This window comes from Pseudoalteromonas luteoviolacea, from assembly GCF_021654285.1.
GTDB lineage: Bacteria > Pseudomonadota > Gammaproteobacteria > Enterobacterales > Alteromonadaceae > Pseudoalteromonas > Pseudoalteromonas luteoviolacea_J.
Map to the genome: position 1 here is coordinate 25,887 of NZ_JAKFZS010000035.1, position 18,082 is coordinate 43,968.

At 42.8% G+C, this 18,082-nt stretch carries 14 protein-coding genes and 1 tRNA gene; 9 read left to right on the forward strand and 6 right to left on the reverse strand.

All coding sequences use genetic code 11. From position 1 onward, the window contains the following. The first annotated feature begins 60 nt into the window (after positions 1-60). From guaA to rimI, 4 genes are all read left to right on the forward strand, one after another. Entirely contained in the window at positions 61-1,635 is a 1,575-nt protein-coding gene (gene guaA, locus L1077_RS23525) for a glutamine-hydrolyzing GMP synthase (protein WP_063355733.1), read from the forward strand. Positions 1,636-1,781: 146 nt separating this feature from the next. Next, positions 1,782-1,858: transfer RNA gene (locus tag L1077_RS23530), tRNA-Trp, on the forward strand. A 72-nt stretch (positions 1,859-1,930) separates the two neighbouring features. After that, complete coding sequence (locus L1077_RS23535; protein WP_237139268.1) at positions 1,931-2,218, forward strand: hypothetical protein; 288 nt, start codon at positions 1,931-1,933, stop codon at positions 2,216-2,218. Beyond that, positions 2,202-2,654, forward strand: a complete 453-nt coding sequence (rimI, locus tag L1077_RS23540; protein ID WP_237139269.1) for a ribosomal protein S18-alanine N-acetyltransferase — start codon at positions 2,202-2,204, stop codon at positions 2,652-2,654. The genes L1077_RS23535 and rimI overlap by 17 nt, the downstream gene beginning before the upstream one ends. Before the next feature lie 9 nt (positions 2,655-2,663). Here the strand turns inward: rimI and L1077_RS23545 are convergent, their stop codons facing one another. From L1077_RS23545 to efpL, 3 genes are all read right to left on the reverse strand, one after another. Further along, complete coding sequence (locus L1077_RS23545) at positions 2,664-5,393, reverse strand: ATP-binding protein (protein ID WP_237139270.1); 2,730 nt, start codon at positions 5,391-5,393, stop codon at positions 2,664-2,666. 202 nt (positions 5,394-5,595) lie between these two features. Then, the gene (locus tag L1077_RS23550) at positions 5,596-8,313 is read right to left on the reverse strand and encodes a basic secretory protein-like protein (protein ID WP_237139271.1); all 2,718 of its coding nucleotides are present in this window, start codon (positions 8,311-8,313) and stop codon (positions 5,596-5,598) included. Between the two features lie 184 nt (positions 8,314-8,497). Continuing rightward, the gene (gene efpL / locus L1077_RS23555) at positions 8,498-9,070 is read right to left on the reverse strand and encodes an elongation factor P-like protein EfpL (protein WP_039612087.1); all 573 of its coding nucleotides are present in this window, start codon (positions 9,068-9,070) and stop codon (positions 8,498-8,500) included. A gap of 150 nt (positions 9,071-9,220) precedes the next feature. On the opposite strand from efpL, the gene L1077_RS23560 reads away from it, so the two are divergent. Further along, positions 9,221-9,796, forward strand: a complete 576-nt coding sequence (locus L1077_RS23560) for a DUF6151 family protein (protein WP_237139272.1) — start codon at positions 9,221-9,223, stop codon at positions 9,794-9,796. A gap of 2 nt (positions 9,797-9,798) precedes the next feature. Here the strand turns inward: L1077_RS23560 and L1077_RS23565 are convergent, their stop codons facing one another. Together L1077_RS23565 and L1077_RS23570 are read right to left on the reverse strand one after the other, a co-directional pair. Further along, entirely contained in the window at positions 9,799-11,127 is a 1,329-nt protein-coding gene (locus L1077_RS23565; protein WP_237139273.1) for a tetratricopeptide repeat protein, read from the reverse strand. A gap of 244 nt (positions 11,128-11,371) precedes the next feature. Then, a complete protein-coding gene (locus L1077_RS23570; protein WP_237139274.1) occupies positions 11,372-12,106 on the reverse strand; it encodes a thioesterase II family protein in 735 nt (244 codons plus the stop codon). 319 nt (positions 12,107-12,425) lie between these two features. Between L1077_RS23570 and prfC the strand changes: the two genes are divergently transcribed. From prfC to L1077_RS23590, 4 genes are all read left to right on the forward strand, one after another. Next, entirely contained in the window at positions 12,426-14,015 is a 1,590-nt protein-coding gene (prfC, locus tag L1077_RS23575; protein WP_063362491.1) for a peptide chain release factor 3, read from the forward strand. Positions 14,016-14,078: 63 nt separating this feature from the next. Continuing rightward, positions 14,079-15,821, forward strand: coding sequence for an arginine--tRNA ligase (gene argS, locus L1077_RS23580; RefSeq protein ID WP_237139275.1), 1,743 nt, complete (start codon positions 14,079-14,081; stop codon positions 15,819-15,821). A gap of 114 nt (positions 15,822-15,935) precedes the next feature. Next, a complete protein-coding gene (gene pdxH / locus L1077_RS23585; RefSeq protein ID WP_237139276.1) occupies positions 15,936-16,577 on the forward strand; it encodes a pyridoxamine 5'-phosphate oxidase in 642 nt (213 codons plus the stop codon). Further along, positions 16,578-17,342: a TatD family hydrolase gene (locus L1077_RS23590; protein ID WP_237139277.1), complete on the forward strand. Its 765-nt coding sequence runs from the start codon at positions 16,578-16,580 to the stop codon at positions 17,340-17,342. A gap of 56 nt (positions 17,343-17,398) precedes the next feature. Here L1077_RS23590 and L1077_RS23595 read toward each other — a convergent pair whose 3' ends face one another. Next, a complete protein-coding gene (locus tag L1077_RS23595) occupies positions 17,399-18,037 on the reverse strand; it encodes an AhpA/YtjB family protein (RefSeq protein ID WP_237139278.1) in 639 nt (212 codons plus the stop codon). Between the last annotated feature and the right edge of the window lie 45 nt (positions 18,038-18,082).

The window sequence follows — 18,082 nt, forward strand, 5'->3', positions numbered from 1 at the left end:
GGTAAAGCAGGTTAGCTGTGCTTTACTAATTTTATCGTTTCCTAACTAACGAGATTATCAATGAGCAAAGACATCCATGATTCCCGTATTTTGATCTTAGACTTCGGTTCTCAATACACGCAGTTAATTGCACGTCGTGTACGTGAGATTGGCGTTTACTGTGAACTTTGGGCGTGGGATGTAACGGAAGAGCAGATCCGTGAATTCAACCCTCAGGGTATCATCCTGTCTGGTGGTCCAGAGTCAACCACAGAAGAAAATAGCCCAAGAGCACCAGAGTATGTGTTTGAAGCAGGTGTACCTGTACTTGGTGTATGTTACGGCATGCAAACAATGGCGATGCAGCTAGGTGGTAAAGTACATAGCTCTGATAAGAAAGAGTTTGGTTACGCAAAAGTTGAAAAAGTTGGAAACTGTGCCTTATTCGAAGCGATTGAAGATCACATTGAAGATGGCATTGGTCAACTTGACGTATGGATGAGCCACGGCGATAAAGTAGTTGAAATCCCTGACACATTTGTAACAAGTGCGAAAACGGATACGTGTCCACACGCGGCAATGTCTTGGGAAGAAAAACGTTTCTATGGTGTGCAATTCCACCCAGAAGTGACACACACGCAGCAAGGTACTCGTTTGTTAGAGCGTTTTGCGATTGATATCTGTGGCTGTGAGAAGCTTTGGACACCATCGCAGATCATTGAAGATGCGGTTGAGCGTATCAAAGAGAAAGTCGGTGATGACGAAGTTATCTTAGGTCTTTCAGGCGGTGTTGATTCATCGGTTGTGGCTATGCTTATCCACCGTGCGATTGGTAAGAAGCTAACGTGTGTATTTGTTGATAACGGTTTACTTCGTTTAAACGAAGGTCAGCAAGTGATGGAGATGTTTGGTGATAAGTTCGGCCTGAATATCATCAAAGTAGATGCTGAAGAGCAGTTCCTAAATGACCTAGCTGGTCTTTCTGATCCTGAAGATAAGCGTAAAGCAATTGGTCATACGTTCATTGACGTATTCGATGCTGAATCTAAAAAGTTGAAAAATGCTAAATGGTTAGCGCAAGGTACGATTTACCCAGACGTCATTGAGTCAGCGGCATCTAAAACAGGTAAGGCGCACGTGATTAAGTCTCACCATAACGTAGGTGGTCTGCCTGACGATATGGAAATGGGTCTAGTAGAACCACTTCGCGAGTTGTTTAAAGATGAAGTACGTAAGATTGGCCTTGAGTTAGGTTTACCTTACGACATGCTTTACCGTCACCCATTCCCAGGTCCAGGTCTAGGTGTACGTGTACTTGGTGAAATTAAGAAAGAATACTGTGATTTACTTCGTCGTGCAGATGCTATCTTCATCGAAGAGCTTCATAAAGCAGACATTTACCACAAAGTATCTCAAGCATTCACTGTATTCCTTCCGGTTAAATCGGTAGGCGTAATGGGTGATGCGCGTAAGTACGACTGGGTTGTGTCATTACGCTGTGTAGAAACAATTGATTTCATGACGGCGCGTTGGTCACATTTACCATATGACTTCTTAGGTCTGGTATCAAACCGTATCATTAATGAAATCGATGGTATTTCTCGCGTCGTTTACGATATCTCAGGTAAACCGCCTGCGACTATCGAGTGGGAATAATGATAATTAGCACAAGCTAATTGAATGAAATAAAGGCGAATATAATAAATATTCGCCTTTTTGTTTATAAAAAGCGCAAACAAACAAAAAAATGCACTTTTCCTCTTTACCTTTTCTAAAAGCTCTTTATAATGCGTCGACATTGCAGGGGCGTAGTTCCAATTGGTAGAACAGCGGTCTCCAAAACCGATGGTTGCGGGTTCGAGTCCTGCCGCCCCTGCCACTTCTTACTTTTCCCACGTAATTGAATCTTTTACTACTACCATTTAGACTCAGTATAAAAAGTGTTTTTATCATGCATCCGATACATGCTCAATTACTTGGCTTAACACCACTCAAACTCAAAGCGCGCTATGACACACAAGCGACTTCGGAAGATGGGGAAAATGCCCCAATCCATTTGCAGCTGCCAGCGCAATTGACAGCAGATATTTCCCTTGCTTTAAATTGTACTGACTTAGTGGTGGTGTCAGGGGATTCAATCGCCTTAAACGGCAGTATACTGACACTGCCTAGTGACACATTAAATACCCAGCAAAAGCAACACTTATGGCAGGTGATATCTCATGCAATATCTACATAAAGACGCGCTCGGGCAATTTCCGATAGACGAAGTCATGGAGATTGAAAACGCGTGCCACAGTCATCCTTGGAGCGAAAAAACACTCGTCTCATGTATTGGTGGACGTTACTTTAATATGTGTCGCGATAGTGAGCTGGGACTGGTCGGGTACTTTATCGCTGAGCGAGCGGGACCTGATTATACTTTGATGAATATCTGTGTGCATCCAAATAGCCAAGGCCAAGGGATTGCAACGGAGTTAATGCAGGCCTTAATCACTTGGTGTCGAGATGAGCAGGCGGAAAATCTATTCCTTGAAGTTAGAGCATCGAATGCACCAGCGATTGCTTTGTATGAAAAGGTGGGTCTGAATGTGATGGGTAGAAGAAAAAACTACTACCCGACACAAACTGGTAAAGAAGATGCTATTTTAATGGGGCTACAGTTCACAGAGTGAATAAAGCGCTTAGCGAACAGCCTGCAGCTGCACATTCTCATTGTCTAACGTGTATTGAATAGCTTGAGTAAGCTGCAGTGTGGTGTATTGCCACTGTGCTTTGTTATTACCTTGCAAGCTATTTTCTAAATCTCCGGCAGCACTGTGAATGTTGCTAAAACCAAAGCAGCCAGCACTGCCTTTCAAGCTGTGCGCCAGGGCGCGCAGCGATTCCCATTCTTGGTTTTCATAAAGTGCTTCTACAAGGTCTAGTTGCTCAGGTAGCTTCTCTAGATAATTTTGGCTTATCTGCAGGAACTTTTCACTTTTAAGCAGGTTATTCCACTTAGAGGCATTTTCGCTGGCGAGCTCTAAAAACTCGAGTAATACCGCGCCTAACTTTTCCCTATCAATGGGCTTACCCAGTGTGGCATTGCACCCTGCTGCTAAGTAGGTATCAATATCGTGCTTCATGATGTTCGCTGTCAGGGCGACAATCGGACCATCATAAGCGGCATGCCTAAGCATCTCAGTCGCTTCTAAGCCCCCCATCACTGGCATCTGCATATCCATCAGGATTAAATCATAATCATTGATGAGAGACATCTCTACTGCTTCTGCGCCGTTATTGGCAATATCGGGTTTGAGCCCCCAAGAGCTTAATAATAAGGAGATCAGCTCTTGGTTATCTTTGTTATCTTCTGCTAAAAGTATTGTTGCTTCGAGCTGAGTCTCTGCGAGTTTTTGCGAGCTGCTGGTTTGGCTGTGAGTGTGGGTGTCACATTCAATCCACTCAATGTCTTGGTTTGCATGATTCGCCGAGATGCTAATAGTAAATGTACTGCCATTGCCTTGCTCACTGCTGACCTGTACATCGCCACCAAGTAATTGGGCAAGGTTTTTGGAGATACACAAACCAAGCCCTGTGCCGCCAAACCGTCTTGTGGTGGTGGTATCCGCCTGCTCAAAAGGTTTAAATACACGTTCCATCTCACTTTTTGACATGCCAATACCTGTGTCCTTGATAACAAAGATAAACTGGTCATGTTGAGTATTAAAATCAATGTTAATTGATATAAACCCTTGTTCAGTAAATTTGACGGCGTTACTGGCAATGTTAAGTAAGATCTGTTTTAAGCGTGTCTCATCACTGTGGAGCACTTTTGGCAGTGGGAAGGCGTAATTGAGATTGAACTCAAGCTGTTTTTCTTCTGCGAGTGGCAGAATAATGGATTCAATGTCTTTTAATAAAGGCAGGAACTCAATACGATTTTTTTCAACCGCGAGCTTTTCAGCTTCGATCTTAGACAAATCTAGAATATTGTTGATAAGTTCTAATAAATGCTTTGAATTTCGTAAAATGGTGTCTAAGTGTAAATCTGAATTTTTAGCGCCAGGGTTGTGCAGCAGCTGTTCAGTAAAGCCCATGATTGCAGTTAAAGGGGTGCGGATCTCGTGACTCATATTGGCTAAAAAGCGGCTTTTAAGCTGGTTGGCTTGCTCAGCTTCGGTGATGGCGACTTCAAGCTGACTATTCATTTCTTCCAGCGCTCGGGTTCGGCTTTCCACCTTTTCTTCCAGATGGAGTTTATAATCTTCTAACTCTCCTTGGAAATCACGGATCTGCTTTACCATGTGGTTGAAATCATCAAACAAGATGCCTACTTCGTCGTCGTCATGGGCTGGTAGCGAGACAGACAAGTCCCCGTCACCGACACGATGGCTTGCCTCGCCAAGTAATTCAATCGGTGTAAGCAGCAGGTTCCGAACCACAATAAAGATGAGCACTGGCAAGGTCACTACAGAGAGAATGACGATTAAAGCGGTGATTAAGCTGATGGCTTTCCCAGATTGGTAGAGAATACTCTTGGGAATCGTGGAAATGTAATAATAGCCGCCGCTGAGTTGCGCGCTGTAGGTCATGCGCTTTAATCCATCTACCGAGGGCAGTACAACGGAGTCTAATTTGCCTCTATCTGCCAAGGAGCTTATCTGGGCCATTTCCTCGTCAGACAGATAAGTCGATGTGAACTGCCCATCAGAGGAGAACAGTACCTCTCCTTGAGTAGAAACTAGCAGGTTTAAGGTATTGTCGTAAGGTGCCTCTAGTATACTGCTGCTGATAATTGAAGGAGCGACACGGACAATAATATAGCCTTGGCGTTGCGGCCTTTTCAGATGAAAGTTAACGCTATAAATTTGTTGCACAAAATAGAGTTGCGTTCCGCCTTCTTTAGCGGGCAGCATATACTGTTGCTGTCTTAAGTTGCTTTTGAGCACTTGGTCAAAAAACGGGTAATCATCGGGTGCAAAACTTAAATTACTCGAATAGAAAGCATGGCTTTTACCATCTGCATCGACCAAATTGATACTGAGAATATCTGGATAGGCTTCACTGTAACTTGCAAAGACATCCATAAGCGCACCCAAACGCTTTGTTTTAAGTTTCTGTTCATCAGATGATGTAAGCAGTGCGCCTAAATGCTTTTTTTGCAGTGGCTCTTTATCAGGTGGAGAGAGTAGATAATCACTGAGCACAGGGGATGTGGAAAGCAGTTTTGTGGTCGATTGATATATTTCCATGTAGTTGAACATTTTTTGTTGCTGCTGTTCAACAAAACGGCCAACTATCAGTTTTGCTTGTTTTTGAGTAGAGCTCGTAACATTGGTGAGCGTAAAGCCACCTAAAAACAACAAAGGCAAAATCACCAGTGGTGTTATATACCAAAGTAACCTGATACTGAGCTTACTGGTTTTCATCTTTCCCGATATCCATATTAGCTTTAAAAATCCGTCAAACGATCCATTCACTGTGCAATATTGGATCATATGATGGCTTGCCTGATTTCTCAAGTTTTTGCGCTGTGTCGGATGATGTTTGGGATTAAATAAAAGGCACTGTCACTGTGTAAGGTTTTACCAAGAGTAAAGGCAAGGTAAAAACCCTGCCTTCACTAATTGCCTATTTAGCGCTAAAAAAGCCTATTTCTGATAGCTGAAGTAAGTTATTGCCATTACTGTCAGTCGCAGTATGCGTTAAGTCAATACGGTAATGGGTAAACGCAGTGGTGTTTTCAATACGAAAAGTACGTGTTTGATTGCGTTCAGTAAATTGTTCAGATTGACGTGTATCCATAATATGCCAATGCACGCCGTCATTTGAACCATGTAACGTCCAGCTTGACGGGTCTCGTTCTGGCGCATCGTTACCACTTGTTATGCTGTATGCACTGAGGATACGAGGTTGACTGGCATTAAATTGCAGCCAGCCCTTGTCCGTGAGCGCAACATACTTGTTTTCATAATTGCCATCAAATGCACTTTGATAGCCCTCGCCCCACTGGCTAAACCCTTCATGCTCAGCGCTGAGCTCACCGCCAAGCAAAACAAAGTTTTCTAATACGACGGGTAAAGTTACTGTGGCTTTATCAGCTAATAAGTCGATTTCGGCGATTTGAAATACTGACTCACCATTGCTTTGCTGTCCGCTATTAGTGAAGTTGAATTGAAAGTATTGATAACTAGGTACTTGGTCGACTAGGAATTCTCGCGTTTCTAACCGTTGGCTAAATACTTGACTAGATTGACTATCCACCTCATGCCATGTGACACCATCTTGAGACCCTAATAAGGTCCATGCACTTGGATCTCTGCTTGGTTGGTTATCGCCGACAGTGAGTCTATAGGATTTAAGTTTTCCTGCGCCATGGGTAGAAAAGGTTACCTCAGACTGACTATTTATCGTCAGGTATTTAGTATAACGGTCGCCATCGATTGCTTTTGCAATGTCATAGATAGGATCTGCAGGCTGTACTGAGGCACTTATATCTGTGCCTAAACTCACCAAGCTAATTTGATCTTCAGGGATTGCGGGGGCTTCAGGTGCAGCGCCGAGTGTTACTTGGTACTTCTGCCATAGGGTATTGATATCTTGATTTAAGATGCGTTTAAGTGCTTCTTCTAATGTCCACTCCCAAGCTTCACGTTGACTCGTTAGCACCATCTGATTGATCTTATAGGTAAAATCATCATCATAATTGTCTTGGATCCATGATAAAAAGAACCCGGTATTGGTGTAACCACCTAGCCAGTTTTTAGATGGTGAGGGGCTGCGTGTGGCGTGGAAACCAGCTCGGATCCGAACAAGGTCGGCAATGCCTTCAACAATGGCGTGAGTTTCATTACCATCGGCCATTGCGCCGGTTGGAAAGTGTTGATAACCGTGAACAAGCTCATGCCAAAATACACCGAGCAATTCGTAAATAACTTCTTCATCGCTAGCGTTGGCTAAAGATTCCGTAATATATTTGGTACTGAACGCAATTTCCATATTTCGGCCAGAGCCAGCTCGATAGGCTAGGGTATCCATCCACTTAAGACTAAATGTGACAGAGTCAAACTCAGGTGATTCACCATAGTGCTTATATAAATATTGGTTTACTTGTAATGTAACGTCATTGATGGTTTTTTCTAAATTAGGAAATAGCCTGTGAATGCGCTTATAGCCTTCGCTTTGCGTATCTTCGTGGGCAAATTTGATTTCAGGGTAAGCAAATCCGTGCCAAGGGTTTGCAGGGTCAACCACTTTTACTTTGTGACTAGCCGTGTCACTTTGGCCATGCCAATTATGTGTGACCAATTCTACTGTTTTTACACCGGGTGTATTAAAGGTGACTTGTGGATCCTTGGCCAAACTAGTCGCTGGTGTGCCTTGTTCAAATCGCCATTCAAAGCTATTTGGTTGATTGAGGCTGGTGTCTTTCAGCGTTAATGCATCACCAATAAATACGGTGCTTGCATCGCTGGCAATACCGGCAATAGGTAGTTGCGTGTTAGTAAATAAATCAATTTCAGCAATTTGTAGTAAATCATAACCCCAATCATCCGTGCCTTTGTGAGTCATCTCAAAGCGATAATGTTGATAAGGCTTGACCGCATTTAAATGATAGGTTTTTTGCTCGAAACGCTTAGTGAAAATTTGCTCGGACTGTGTATCGATGACATGCCAGTTTTCGCCATCGTTAGATCCTTGCAGCGTCCATGTGTGTGGATCCCTACCCGGTGCGTCGTTTGCTGATGTGAGTTGATATTTCGCCAGACTCTGTGGCTGTGCTAAAGAGACTTGCAACCACCCCTGTGGTTTGAGTGTGACATATTTAGTGCGGGGATCGCCATCAAAGGCATTATCTATAGCCTCACCTGCAGGTGACTCCGCTTTTTGTTCACTGAGCACAACGTCATTGCTAATTAGGCTCATTTGTGAAATTGGATCGTTCTTTTTATCATGGGCAACTTTAGTCCAGACTTGGCTTGCATCTGGGGTTTCATTCAATGTCCACCACTTAGCTTCAAACAACTCTCCCTTATAAGCAACGATTTGACCTTTGGTATATACCTGAGCATGCAACCAAGGGGTTGGGGTATTATTTTCATGATTGATGAATTGTACAAACTGCCATGCCCCTGAAGTATTAATGGCAGGTGAGTCGCCTTCAGACCACCATTTTGCTTGATAAATTGCACCTTGATGCGTGACTCGCTGGCCTTTTTTGTAGTTGTTTTTATCTTGCCATTCGTTGATTTCATTTGTGTGTGACGGCGAATGTGTATGGCCTGTATGCGCGTGTATAGAGACAGATTGGATAGCAAGTGCTAAAGCACAAAGTGCAAACCTTTTCATGATTAACTCCCATTCTCTTGATTGTTATTGTTTGGAACGTTCCATTTATTATTGGCACAAAATAACAACAATTCAAAGTATTAATTGCACTAAAATAGAAATAAAGCAGAAAAAAGGATGGGGTTAAGTTGCAAAGACAATAAAAAAGCCGGAATAACCGGCTTGTTTATTTTGATAGATGAAATTAGCTATCTGCACGACTCATGAATTTAACTTCAGTCGTGTTGATCTTGATTTTATCGCCTGTTGAAATGTGCTCAGGCACTTGGACAATTAAGCCTGTCGTAAGTGTTGCCGGCTTTGTACGCGCACTGGCAGATGCACCTTTAATTGATGGTGCCGTTTCTTCAATCACAAGCTCTACGCTGGAAGGTAAGTCAACCGATACTGGGCTGCCTTCAACAACCACAACAGATAGACCTTTAGTATCTTCATTGATAAATAAAACCTGCTCTGAAATCGCTTCTTTATTGAGGTGGTAAGGGGTGTAGTCTTCCTCATCCATAAAGACATACTCTTCACCATCGATATATGAAAACATCGCAGGGCGACGCGTTAAATCTGCTAGTTTAAGCATTTCTTCTGCTTTAAACGTCTCGTCCACTTTACCATTGTTGACAACATCGTACATGCGCATACGGTACAGGCTACCACCTGCGCGACCCTGTGGTACAGAGCGCTCAATATCACGTACAATCATGACGCGACCATTGTATTCAATTGCCGCATGTTTTTTTATTTCACTGGCCTTTGGCATAGTAATTTCCAAATTTATTTTGTTTTGCAGCAAACTAGCATGAAGCCGGCTCTAGGCCAAGCGCCACTTGCATTTTATTGTGTTGTAAAGCACTGTTATGGTACATGCAAAACAGCAATATGAACAAACCTAATCCTGATGGAGAATACGATGGATAAGTATGTGAATGTGAAGTGCCAATGTGGCAAAGTGCGCGGTGTTGTGTCATGTGGCAATCGGCTTTTTCATAATCGTGTGGTTTGTTATTGTGATGATTGCCAAGCTTTTGCGAAACACTTAGCACAGCAAAATGTCCTCAATGAATATGGCGGTTCAGATGTGTTTCAAGTGAGCGCATCACAGCTTACATTTACGCATGGGCAAGAAGAAATTGCCTGTCTTACCGTCACGCGAAAAGGCGTGCATCGATGGTTTGCAAACTGTTGTAATAGTCCACTTGGAAATACGATGAACGCACGTTGGCCACTGGTTGGGTTATTACACAGTTGCATTGAAGAAAATTTAGATGATGTTGTGGGTCCGCCCTCAGGCAGCGTATTTTGTAAATTTGCAAGTGCAGCGATCCCGACAGAAATCAAAGGACCTTGGTCACATAAGCGGGTGGTGGCTAATTTGGTATTGAAATTGGTGCTTTGGCGACTGTTGAGAAAAAACACGCCATCGCCTTTTTATCGACAAGGTGAGCCATTGGTGAAGCCGTATTGCCTTGTCGATAAAAAAGACTAAAGTTATAGCGCGTATAGGGTCGCCATTTCTTGGTAAGTCAAACCAAATTGTTTTTTAAACCAGCTGTTTACAAATTCATTGTCGGGTGAGCTTTTGCCGCAACGTAAGATATATTCACCGTATTGTGCACCAATTAAGCCATTACAATGGGTGTCAATCCACACTCGCTCTAACTGAGATTTAAAATCTTGTTGTAGTGTGCTTAGTTGCTTATCAAGTTTACTGTCTACATCTAAAAAGGTTGCTTTCATTGGCTTGATATTGAGTTGAGGAAAATCAGCCTGATGACTCTGTGTATAGTGTGTTTGACTGTCATCGACACTAAACTCTATATGTTGTTGAGCAATGACACCTTCATATTTTGCATTGACACTAAACTGCTCTGTGAATTCGGTAACGGGATAGCGAAATGCTTTTTTTACTTCAACGTCTAATGTATCAGAAGGGTTAGTTTTGCTTTGCTTTTCTTCAACGAGTGTGAAGTGAGTATGTCTATTTACAAGCTTTGCTTTTCTTGTGTGTTCTAGATTTGCGTCAAACTTGAGTTTGAATGTGTTTTGCCCCACAGGGTTATACCATAGGCTTTCTCGAAATATTTGCTTTAACTCTGACGAGGCGGTTTTGAGCGCATTTGCCTGTCTGCTGGTACGGTGCAAATTCACTTTGAAGCGAGGTGTCAGCTGAATACTTGAATAACGCGTAGGATCTTGTGTAATGGTGGTTAGCTCTTGCGGTAAGTCCCATGCCATACAATATTTTTCAGTAAACTGGCGTAAGTAAAAGCGTTCATTCGTTGTTTTAGTTGACATGCGAGTGCACTGAGCGTGTGCTTTATTTTGTAGTGCGGCCCTGTAAGTTGAAAATTGGCTTTGTAACTGAGCATTACTTATCAGAAAAGCATAACTGTGTTCAAAAAAGCGAAATTGGTCGGGGAATCTAGATTGACCTAGTTGTGCCGCACGCTGCTTTAACCAAAGTGTGGCATAACCTATTTCTTCATTTTGCGTGTTGGCAATAGGGCCAAATGGCTCGATGTGCCATGCTATTTGGTTGCGTAATAGAGACTCTAACTTCATTGCTGCGCCTGTTGGGTTGCTCCCTAAGCGTAACATTCGCACATCAATTAAGCCTTTATCTAAAATTTTGTGACGTGCTTGGCGCAGGCCTTTTTGTGCCTCAATATCATGTGGATCCTCTTGCAGCGCTTGCTCATAGTATTCTGCCGATTGTGTATACATACCAGCTTGAAAGAGATTGTTTCCTTTCTCAACTAAACTCTTACAACCACTTAGTGTTAATATCAGCACAGATAAAACAAATGCGTTTCTCACTTTTGCCTTCCTTTTTTATCAATGAGATGGCTTAAACTGTTACATACTTAAATAAGTTTCCCTATTTAGTAATCAGTCTTAATTTCGGTCTAATTACGATTACAATTATAGGTTGAATGTTAACTTACTATTATATAGTAAATGTTAATTTGTACCCATGTCTATTACTGATGCTCACTGTGAGCGCTCATTTCGATTGAAACTTGCGCTAGCGGGCCAGGTAAAGACGGTTAAACAATTTTGATTAGAGTGTGTTTATTAACTGCGAAACAGATTTAGCGACTAGATCACTGTGTGAATTGATGAAGAAATGTCCACCATTGAAGGCATGTTTGGTTATTGGTAGCGCTGATAGTGCCTGCCATGCATCAATCATAGGTGGTGTAACATCGACATCTTCATGGCCGAAAAAGACACTTATAGGTACTGGTAGTGGCTGCTCTTCGGCTCGGTAACAATCGGCAATTTCGAAATCAGCACGCAGTAGAGGCAAAAATAATTCCATGAGCTCCACATTATCTAGGACTTCCTTTGGCGTGCCGTTGAGTTCGCGCAGCTCAGCGATAAAGTCAGGCTCAGATAAATGATAGATGGGGGTTTTGTGACTTTCTAAATGCGGTGCGCGACTGCCTGAAGCGATTATTTTTAAAGGCAGTGTTTGGTTATTTTTATGTAATGTTAGCGCGAGTTCATAGGCAACTCTACTGCCCAAACTATGGCCGAAGAAGGCATAGGGCTTTTGAGTGATAAAACTATGATGCTGCATTAACTCATCAATAATTGAACTCATTTTATTGTGGGGCGTTTCCATTAACCGTGCTCCGCGCCCTGGTAGTTGTACTAATATAAGCTCAACATTATCAGGCAATTTATTAAGCCACGGCATAAAGATATTGGGCGCCCCGCCAGCATATGGAAAACAAAATAGTCTTAGGGTTGCATACGGCTTAGGCTTAGGAATTAAAAAGAGTTTTGTCATTGGTCGTTTTTTATTATGTGTTGATGGCGCTTATCCTAGCAATTTGAGCACATTTGTATAGTGGGGCGCTTGTGATGAATTGATAATTTAAATATGACACTGGCTGTTAGCTGATATTCTGCTGTCAAAAATAGCCGTATTTCACTTAATATCGAGCATATCGATTTTGTTAGTGTAAAAGTAACGCAGATTATCGGCAATTTATACGCTGATAAGTTGTTAAAATAGTCAGGATCAGAGACAATACGCGGATATGTGTTCACAGCCGAGTGTTATCAGCGAATAGTCACACTCAGATAAGCCAAAAGTAGAGTTTTCAATGTCAAACAACAGTATCCAGCAAGAAGTATCGCTTCGCCGTACTTTTGCCATTATTTCTCACCCGGATGCGGGTAAAACCACCATCACAGAGAAAGTACTTTTATTCGGAAAGGCGTTACAAAAAGCCGGTACGGTAAAAGGTCGTGGTTCAAACCAGCACGCAAAATCTGACTGGATGGAAATGGAAAAAGAGCGTGGTATCTCGGTAACAACCTCGGTGATGCAGTTCCCGTATAATGATGCATTGGTAAACCTACTCGATACTCCGGGACACGAAGATTTCTCTGAAGATACTTATCGTACGCTGACTGCTGTTGACTCATGTCTAATGGTGATCGATGCGGCAAAAGGTGTTGAGGATAGAACACGTAAATTAATGGAAGTTACTCGCTTACGTGACACGCCTATCGTGACTTTCATGAACAAACTTGACCGTGATATCCGTGACCCAATGGAAGTGATGGACGAAGTTGAAACAGAATTGAATATCATGTGTGCACCTATCACCTGGCCAATCGGCTGCGGTAAAGAATTTAAAGGCGTGTACCACATTCATCGTGATGAAACGATTTTATACGCAACGGGTCAAGGCCACACCATCCAAGAGAAACGCATCATTAAGGGTTTAGACAATCCAGATCTAGATGCTGAAATCGGTGATGAGTTAGCCGAGCAGCTTCGCGAAGAGCTAGAGTTGGTGATCGGTGCATCCAATGAGTTTGACCATGAGTTATTTTTATCGGGTGAGCTAACACCCGTTTACTTTGGTACAGCATTGGGTAACTTTGGTGTTGACCATATGCTTGACGGTTTAACAGAGTGGGCGCCTACGCCAATGCCGCGTCAAACTGAAGAGCGTGAAGTAAAAGCTGAAGAAGAAAAGTTCTCAGGCTTTGTATTCAAAATTCAAGCGAATATGGACCCCAAACACCGTGACCGTATTGCCTTTATGCGTATTGTATCGGGTAAATATACGCAAGGTATGAAGATGGACCATGTACGTATTGGCAAAAAGGTCAGTATCTCCGACGCGGTAACCTTTATGGCAGGTGACCGTGAGCGTGCTCAAGAGGCATATGCTGGCGACATCATTGGCTTACATAATCACGGTACAATCCAAATCGGTGATACCTTCACGCAAGGTGAGAAGCTGAAATTCAGTGGTATTCCAAATTTCGCGCCAGAACTATTCCGTAGCATTCGTTTAAAAGATCCGCTTAAGCAAAAGCAGTTGTTAAAAGGCTTAGTGCAGCTGTCAGAAGAAGGTGCGGTACAGGTATTTAGACCACTACAAAATAATAGCTTAATCGTTGGTGCGGTCGGTGTGCTTCAGTTTGATGTGGTTGTAGCGCGCCTAAAAGCTGAATATAACGTAGATGCAATTTACGAAAGTGTAGCGGTACAAACAGCCCGTTGGGTGACGTGTGACGACGATAAGAAGATGGCTGAGTTCAAACGCAAGTGCGAAGCAAACTTGGCCCTTGATGGTGGTGATAACTTAACTTACATTGCACCTAGCCGTGTCAATTTAAACTTATCAATGGAACGCTATCCTGATGTTAAGTTCCATCATACACGTGAACACTAATAAGCGCTTAAATTGAATTTAACCTTGCTGGTTTGATGGCTGGCAAGGAACACAGGATAAACAATGAATATCAAAACTCTATTAATTGAAAAAGCCAATGCAGCAATGCAAGCTGCGGGCATTCCAGAAGGCACAAACCCAGCGGTTACACAATCTACTCGCCCGCAATTTGGTGATTACCAAATCAATGGCGCAATGGGCGCCGCAAAAGCACTAAAAACGAATCCGCGTGAAGTTGCACAGAAGATCATTGATAACTTAGATATCGACGATGTTGCTGCAAAAACTGAAATTGCAGGCCCTGGCTTTATCAATATTCATCTAAAACCTGAGTTTTTAGCATTAAGCTTAGAATCAGCTAACCAAGATGCAAAACTTGGTGTAGCAGAACACACTACGCCACATAAAGTTGTTGTGGATTATTCATCGCCAAACCTTGCAAAAGAAATGCACGTTGGTCATTTGCGTTCGACCATCATTGGTGATGCCGTTGTACGTGCCCTTGAATTCCGTGGTGATAATGTTATCCGTCAAAACCACATGGGTGACTGGGGTACTCAGTTTGGTATGCTGATCGCACACCTTGAAGATTTACTTGAGCAAGGCATTGATCTAGAAGCGGTGGCACTGGCTGATTTAGAAAGCTTTTACCGTGATGCGAAAAAACGCTTTGATGATGAAGAAGGTTTTGCGGATAAAGCCCGTGACTATGTTGTGAAATTACAAGGTGGCGATGCGCACTGTGAAAAGTTATGGCAATTATTCATCGATACATCAGTAAAACACTCTGAAGAAGTCTACCAAAAGCTGAATGTAACCCTTGGCCGTGAAGACATCAAAGCAGAAAGTGCATATAACGCGCGCCTTAATGGTGTGATCGAACTGCTTAAAGAAAAAGGCATTGCGGTAGAAGACCAAGGTGCACAAGTGGTCTTTCTTGATGAATTAGCGAATAAAGATGGTGAACCATCAGTATTTATCGTACAAAAATCAGGCGGCGGCTTCTTGTACTCGACAACAGATTTAGCGGCGTGTGATTACCGTTCAAATGAGCTTGATGTTGACCGTATCTTGATTTTTGTGGATGCACGTCAGGGTCTTCACTTCAATCAAGTTGAGATCACTGCGCGTAAAGCAGGTTTACTAAAAGAAAAAACCAGTTATGAGCCAAGCTTGTTTGGTACCATGATGGGTGATGATGGTAAGCCATTTAAAACTCGTACAGGTGGTACGATTAAGCTTGCAGATTTGTTGGATGAAGCGGTCGGCCGAGCGTCAGATAAACTGGCTGAGCGTGCTTCTGAGCTGTCAGAAGAAGCACGTGCGGAGATCGCCCGTAAAGTAGGTATTGGCGCGGTTAAATATGCCGATTTATCAAAGCATCGCACCAGTGATTATATCTTTAACTGGGATACGATGTTGAGCTTTGAAGGCGCAACAGCACCATATCTTCAATATGCATATACACGTGTTAAGAGTATCTTCCGTAAAGCAAATGTGGATAGTGCAACCTTGGCTGGTAATATCGCTATCACAGAGCCGCAAGAAAAAGCGCTTGCGCTTAAGCTGTTGCAGTTGGAAGAAGTGCTTGATCTAATGATCAATGAAGCGACGCCACACGTATTATGTGGTTACCTATACGAGCTTGCGAGTTTATATATGTCTTTCTACGAGGCGTGTCCTATTTTGAAAGACGATGTCACAGAGCAAGCGAGAGAAAGTCGCTTGATGCTATGTAATTTAGTGGCTAAGACACTACACACAGGCCTAGATTTGTTAGGCATTGAAGTGATGGAGCAAATGTAAGCTTTATCTATGTGTGATGTTGAAAAAGCCGCCACTCTAGGCGGCTTTTTGTTTATGTAATACTTCCTTTGAGCGCAAAGAGAAGTCGTTGAAATATGCTAAGGAATCGCCAAGATGAAATTAGATGATATCCGCAGAGAATATGTGCAAGGTGGGCTGCGCCGAGAGACTTTGCAAGATGATCCTATTGAGCAATTTGAGACTTGGTTGAAGCAAGCGGTTGATGCCAAGTTCAGTGCCGATCCAACAGCCATGGTGGTTGCTACTGTTGATAAAGATGGTCAGCCTTCACAGCGTATCGTATTACTCAAAAATCTAGATAAAAATGGCTTCGTATTTTTTACTAATACGGGCTCAAAAAAATCACAAGATTTGTCTGAGAATAATAAAATCTCTCTACATTTCCCTTGGCATGCAATTGAGCGACAAGTGATTGTTTATGGTGAAGCCAAGCCTTTGAGCACAGCGGCTGTGGCAAAGTACTTTTTATCTCGCCCAAAAGAGAGCCAGCTAGCTGCTTGGGCTTCTCAGCAGTCGCGTCCAGTGTCATCGAGACAGGCATTGATGCAAACATTTGAAGGGATGAAAAGTAAGTTTGCTAAAGGCGATATTCCCTTACCTGATTTTTGGGGCGGATACTGTGTTGTGCCACATAAAATAGAGTTTTGGCAAGGTGGTGAGCACCGCCTTCATGACCGCTTTATGTATGTGAAGCAAGCCGATGGCAGTTGGTCTATTGAGCGTTTAAATCCGTAAATGCGTTTTATAGACAGTCATTGCCACCTGGACTTTGACGAGCTTGCCAATAACTTAACTGAATATATGTCAGATGCGAAAGCGTCTGGCATTGAGCGGTTTGTGGTGCCAGGTATATCACTTGTACAAAGTGAAAGTTTATTGGTGTTTCAACAGCAGCACCCAAGTTGTCATATTGCATTTGGCTTACATCCGTACTTTTTGACTGCACGAAGTCTAGAAGACATGCCACAGCTGATTGCGCTGGCAGAGCAACATAAAGCAAAGCTGGTCGCCATTGGGGAGTGTGGTATCGATAGTCATTGCGATGATTTAGCACTGCAACAAGTCTTATTTAAAGAGCATATTAAGCTGGCTAATCAATTAGGTTTACCACTCATTGTTCATCATCGTCAAAGTCATCACTTAATTGCACAAGCTTTTAAGCAAGTCGCCCCTCAATTTGGTGGTGTGATCCATGCATTTTCTGGTTCACAGCAGCAAGCTGAGTATTATATAAAGCTAGGATTTAAACTGGGTATTGGTGGCACGATAACTTATGCACGTGCGAGAAAGACCCGTGATGTCGTTAGCAGCTTGCCATTATCTAATTTCGTATTAGAAACCGATGCGCCATCAATGCCGGTTTGTGGGTTTCAAGGGCAGATAAATGTGCCCATACGTTTGGTGGATATTTTTGAACAGGTATGTCAGTTGCGAACTGAAGCACCAGAAGTTATTGCGCAAGCTTTGTATATTTCGTCCCGGGAGCTTTTCTCGCTTTAACGAATTCAAGTGTGTTGATGTCGTCATCGTATTAAGTGACGTCTGCTAGCGCGCCATCATTCGTTAATATCTTTTTCGGTCTTATCCTCTTGTGCGCTGTTGTTAATGTGCTTTTTGACATCACGTCGCGTCAATGCTCTGCCGATTTGCCAAGTAAACACCCCGACAATAATGAGCATGAGGAGCACGATACGGCCAAGCTGGTGAAAGTGCTTGTGGCTTTCATTCATTGCGGCATCAGTCAGGTATTCAATGCTGACAAAGCCAATTGTACGTTCGTTATCGACAATGGTACTGACAATGGCATCTTTACTCGGGTTGATCCCAGCAAGTCCATCAGGCAAGCCCGCAATCATGGGTGCTTGAGTAATGCCATCATTGCCAATGACAAATTCTCCCTTGTGATTATAAACCGCCACAGACAAGACGAACTCATCACTTGCGAGATGATTACTGAGCGTTCTGAGTCTGGGCGTATCCATCTTCGTCAGGGGTTCAATCGCATTTAATGCAAACTGATTGATTAAGCTTTGTCCTGTATGGTTGGCATTTGTATGAAGTAGCTGGTGAGAGCGAAAACTGGTATTGGTTGCAATCCATAACAGCGCAATCAAACAACCCGCTGCGATAATAAGTCTCAGTAATCGTTTACTTTTTGATGACTGTAAAAAGGTGTTTGCTTGTGTATTTTTCATAGTTACAGCTTGTTGGCTGACATTATTTTCATTAGATGTTAAAAA

What these genes read in the sequence shown, in the direction of transcription:
- L1077_RS23535 (WP_237139268.1), top strand. Translation starts at nt 1,931, where the DNA reads ATGCATCCGATACATGCTCAATTACTTGGCTTAACACCACTCAAACTC.
- efpL (WP_039612087.1), bottom strand. Translation starts at nt 9,070, where the DNA reads ATGCCAAAGGCCAGTGAAATAAAAAAACATGCGGCAATTGAATACAAT.
- pdxH (WP_237139276.1), top strand. Translation starts at nt 15,936, where the DNA reads ATGAAATTAGATGATATCCGCAGAGAATATGTGCAAGGTGGGCTGCGC.
- L1077_RS23560 (WP_237139272.1), top strand. Translation starts at nt 9,221, where the DNA reads ATGGATAAGTATGTGAATGTGAAGTGCCAATGTGGCAAAGTGCGCGGT.
- L1077_RS23595 (WP_237139278.1), bottom strand. Translation starts at nt 18,037, where the DNA reads ATGAAAAATACACAAGCAAACACCTTTTTACAGTCATCAAAAAGTAAA.
- L1077_RS23545 (WP_237139270.1), bottom strand. Translation starts at nt 5,393, where the DNA reads ATGAAAACCAGTAAGCTCAGTATCAGGTTACTTTGGTATATAACACCA.
- rimI (WP_237139269.1), top strand. Translation starts at nt 2,202, where the DNA reads ATGCAATATCTACATAAAGACGCGCTCGGGCAATTTCCGATAGACGAA.
- L1077_RS23590 (WP_237139277.1), top strand. Translation starts at nt 16,578, where the DNA reads ATGCGTTTTATAGACAGTCATTGCCACCTGGACTTTGACGAGCTTGCC.
- prfC (WP_063362491.1), top strand. Translation starts at nt 12,426, where the DNA reads ATGTCAAACAACAGTATCCAGCAAGAAGTATCGCTTCGCCGTACTTTT.
- L1077_RS23550 (WP_237139271.1), bottom strand. Translation starts at nt 8,313, where the DNA reads ATGAAAAGGTTTGCACTTTGTGCTTTAGCACTTGCTATCCAATCTGTC.
- L1077_RS23570 (WP_237139274.1), bottom strand. Translation starts at nt 12,106, where the DNA reads ATGACAAAACTCTTTTTAATTCCTAAGCCTAAGCCGTATGCAACCCTA.
- argS (WP_237139275.1), top strand. Translation starts at nt 14,079, where the DNA reads ATGAATATCAAAACTCTATTAATTGAAAAAGCCAATGCAGCAATGCAA.
- guaA (WP_063355733.1), top strand. Translation starts at nt 61, where the DNA reads ATGAGCAAAGACATCCATGATTCCCGTATTTTGATCTTAGACTTCGGT.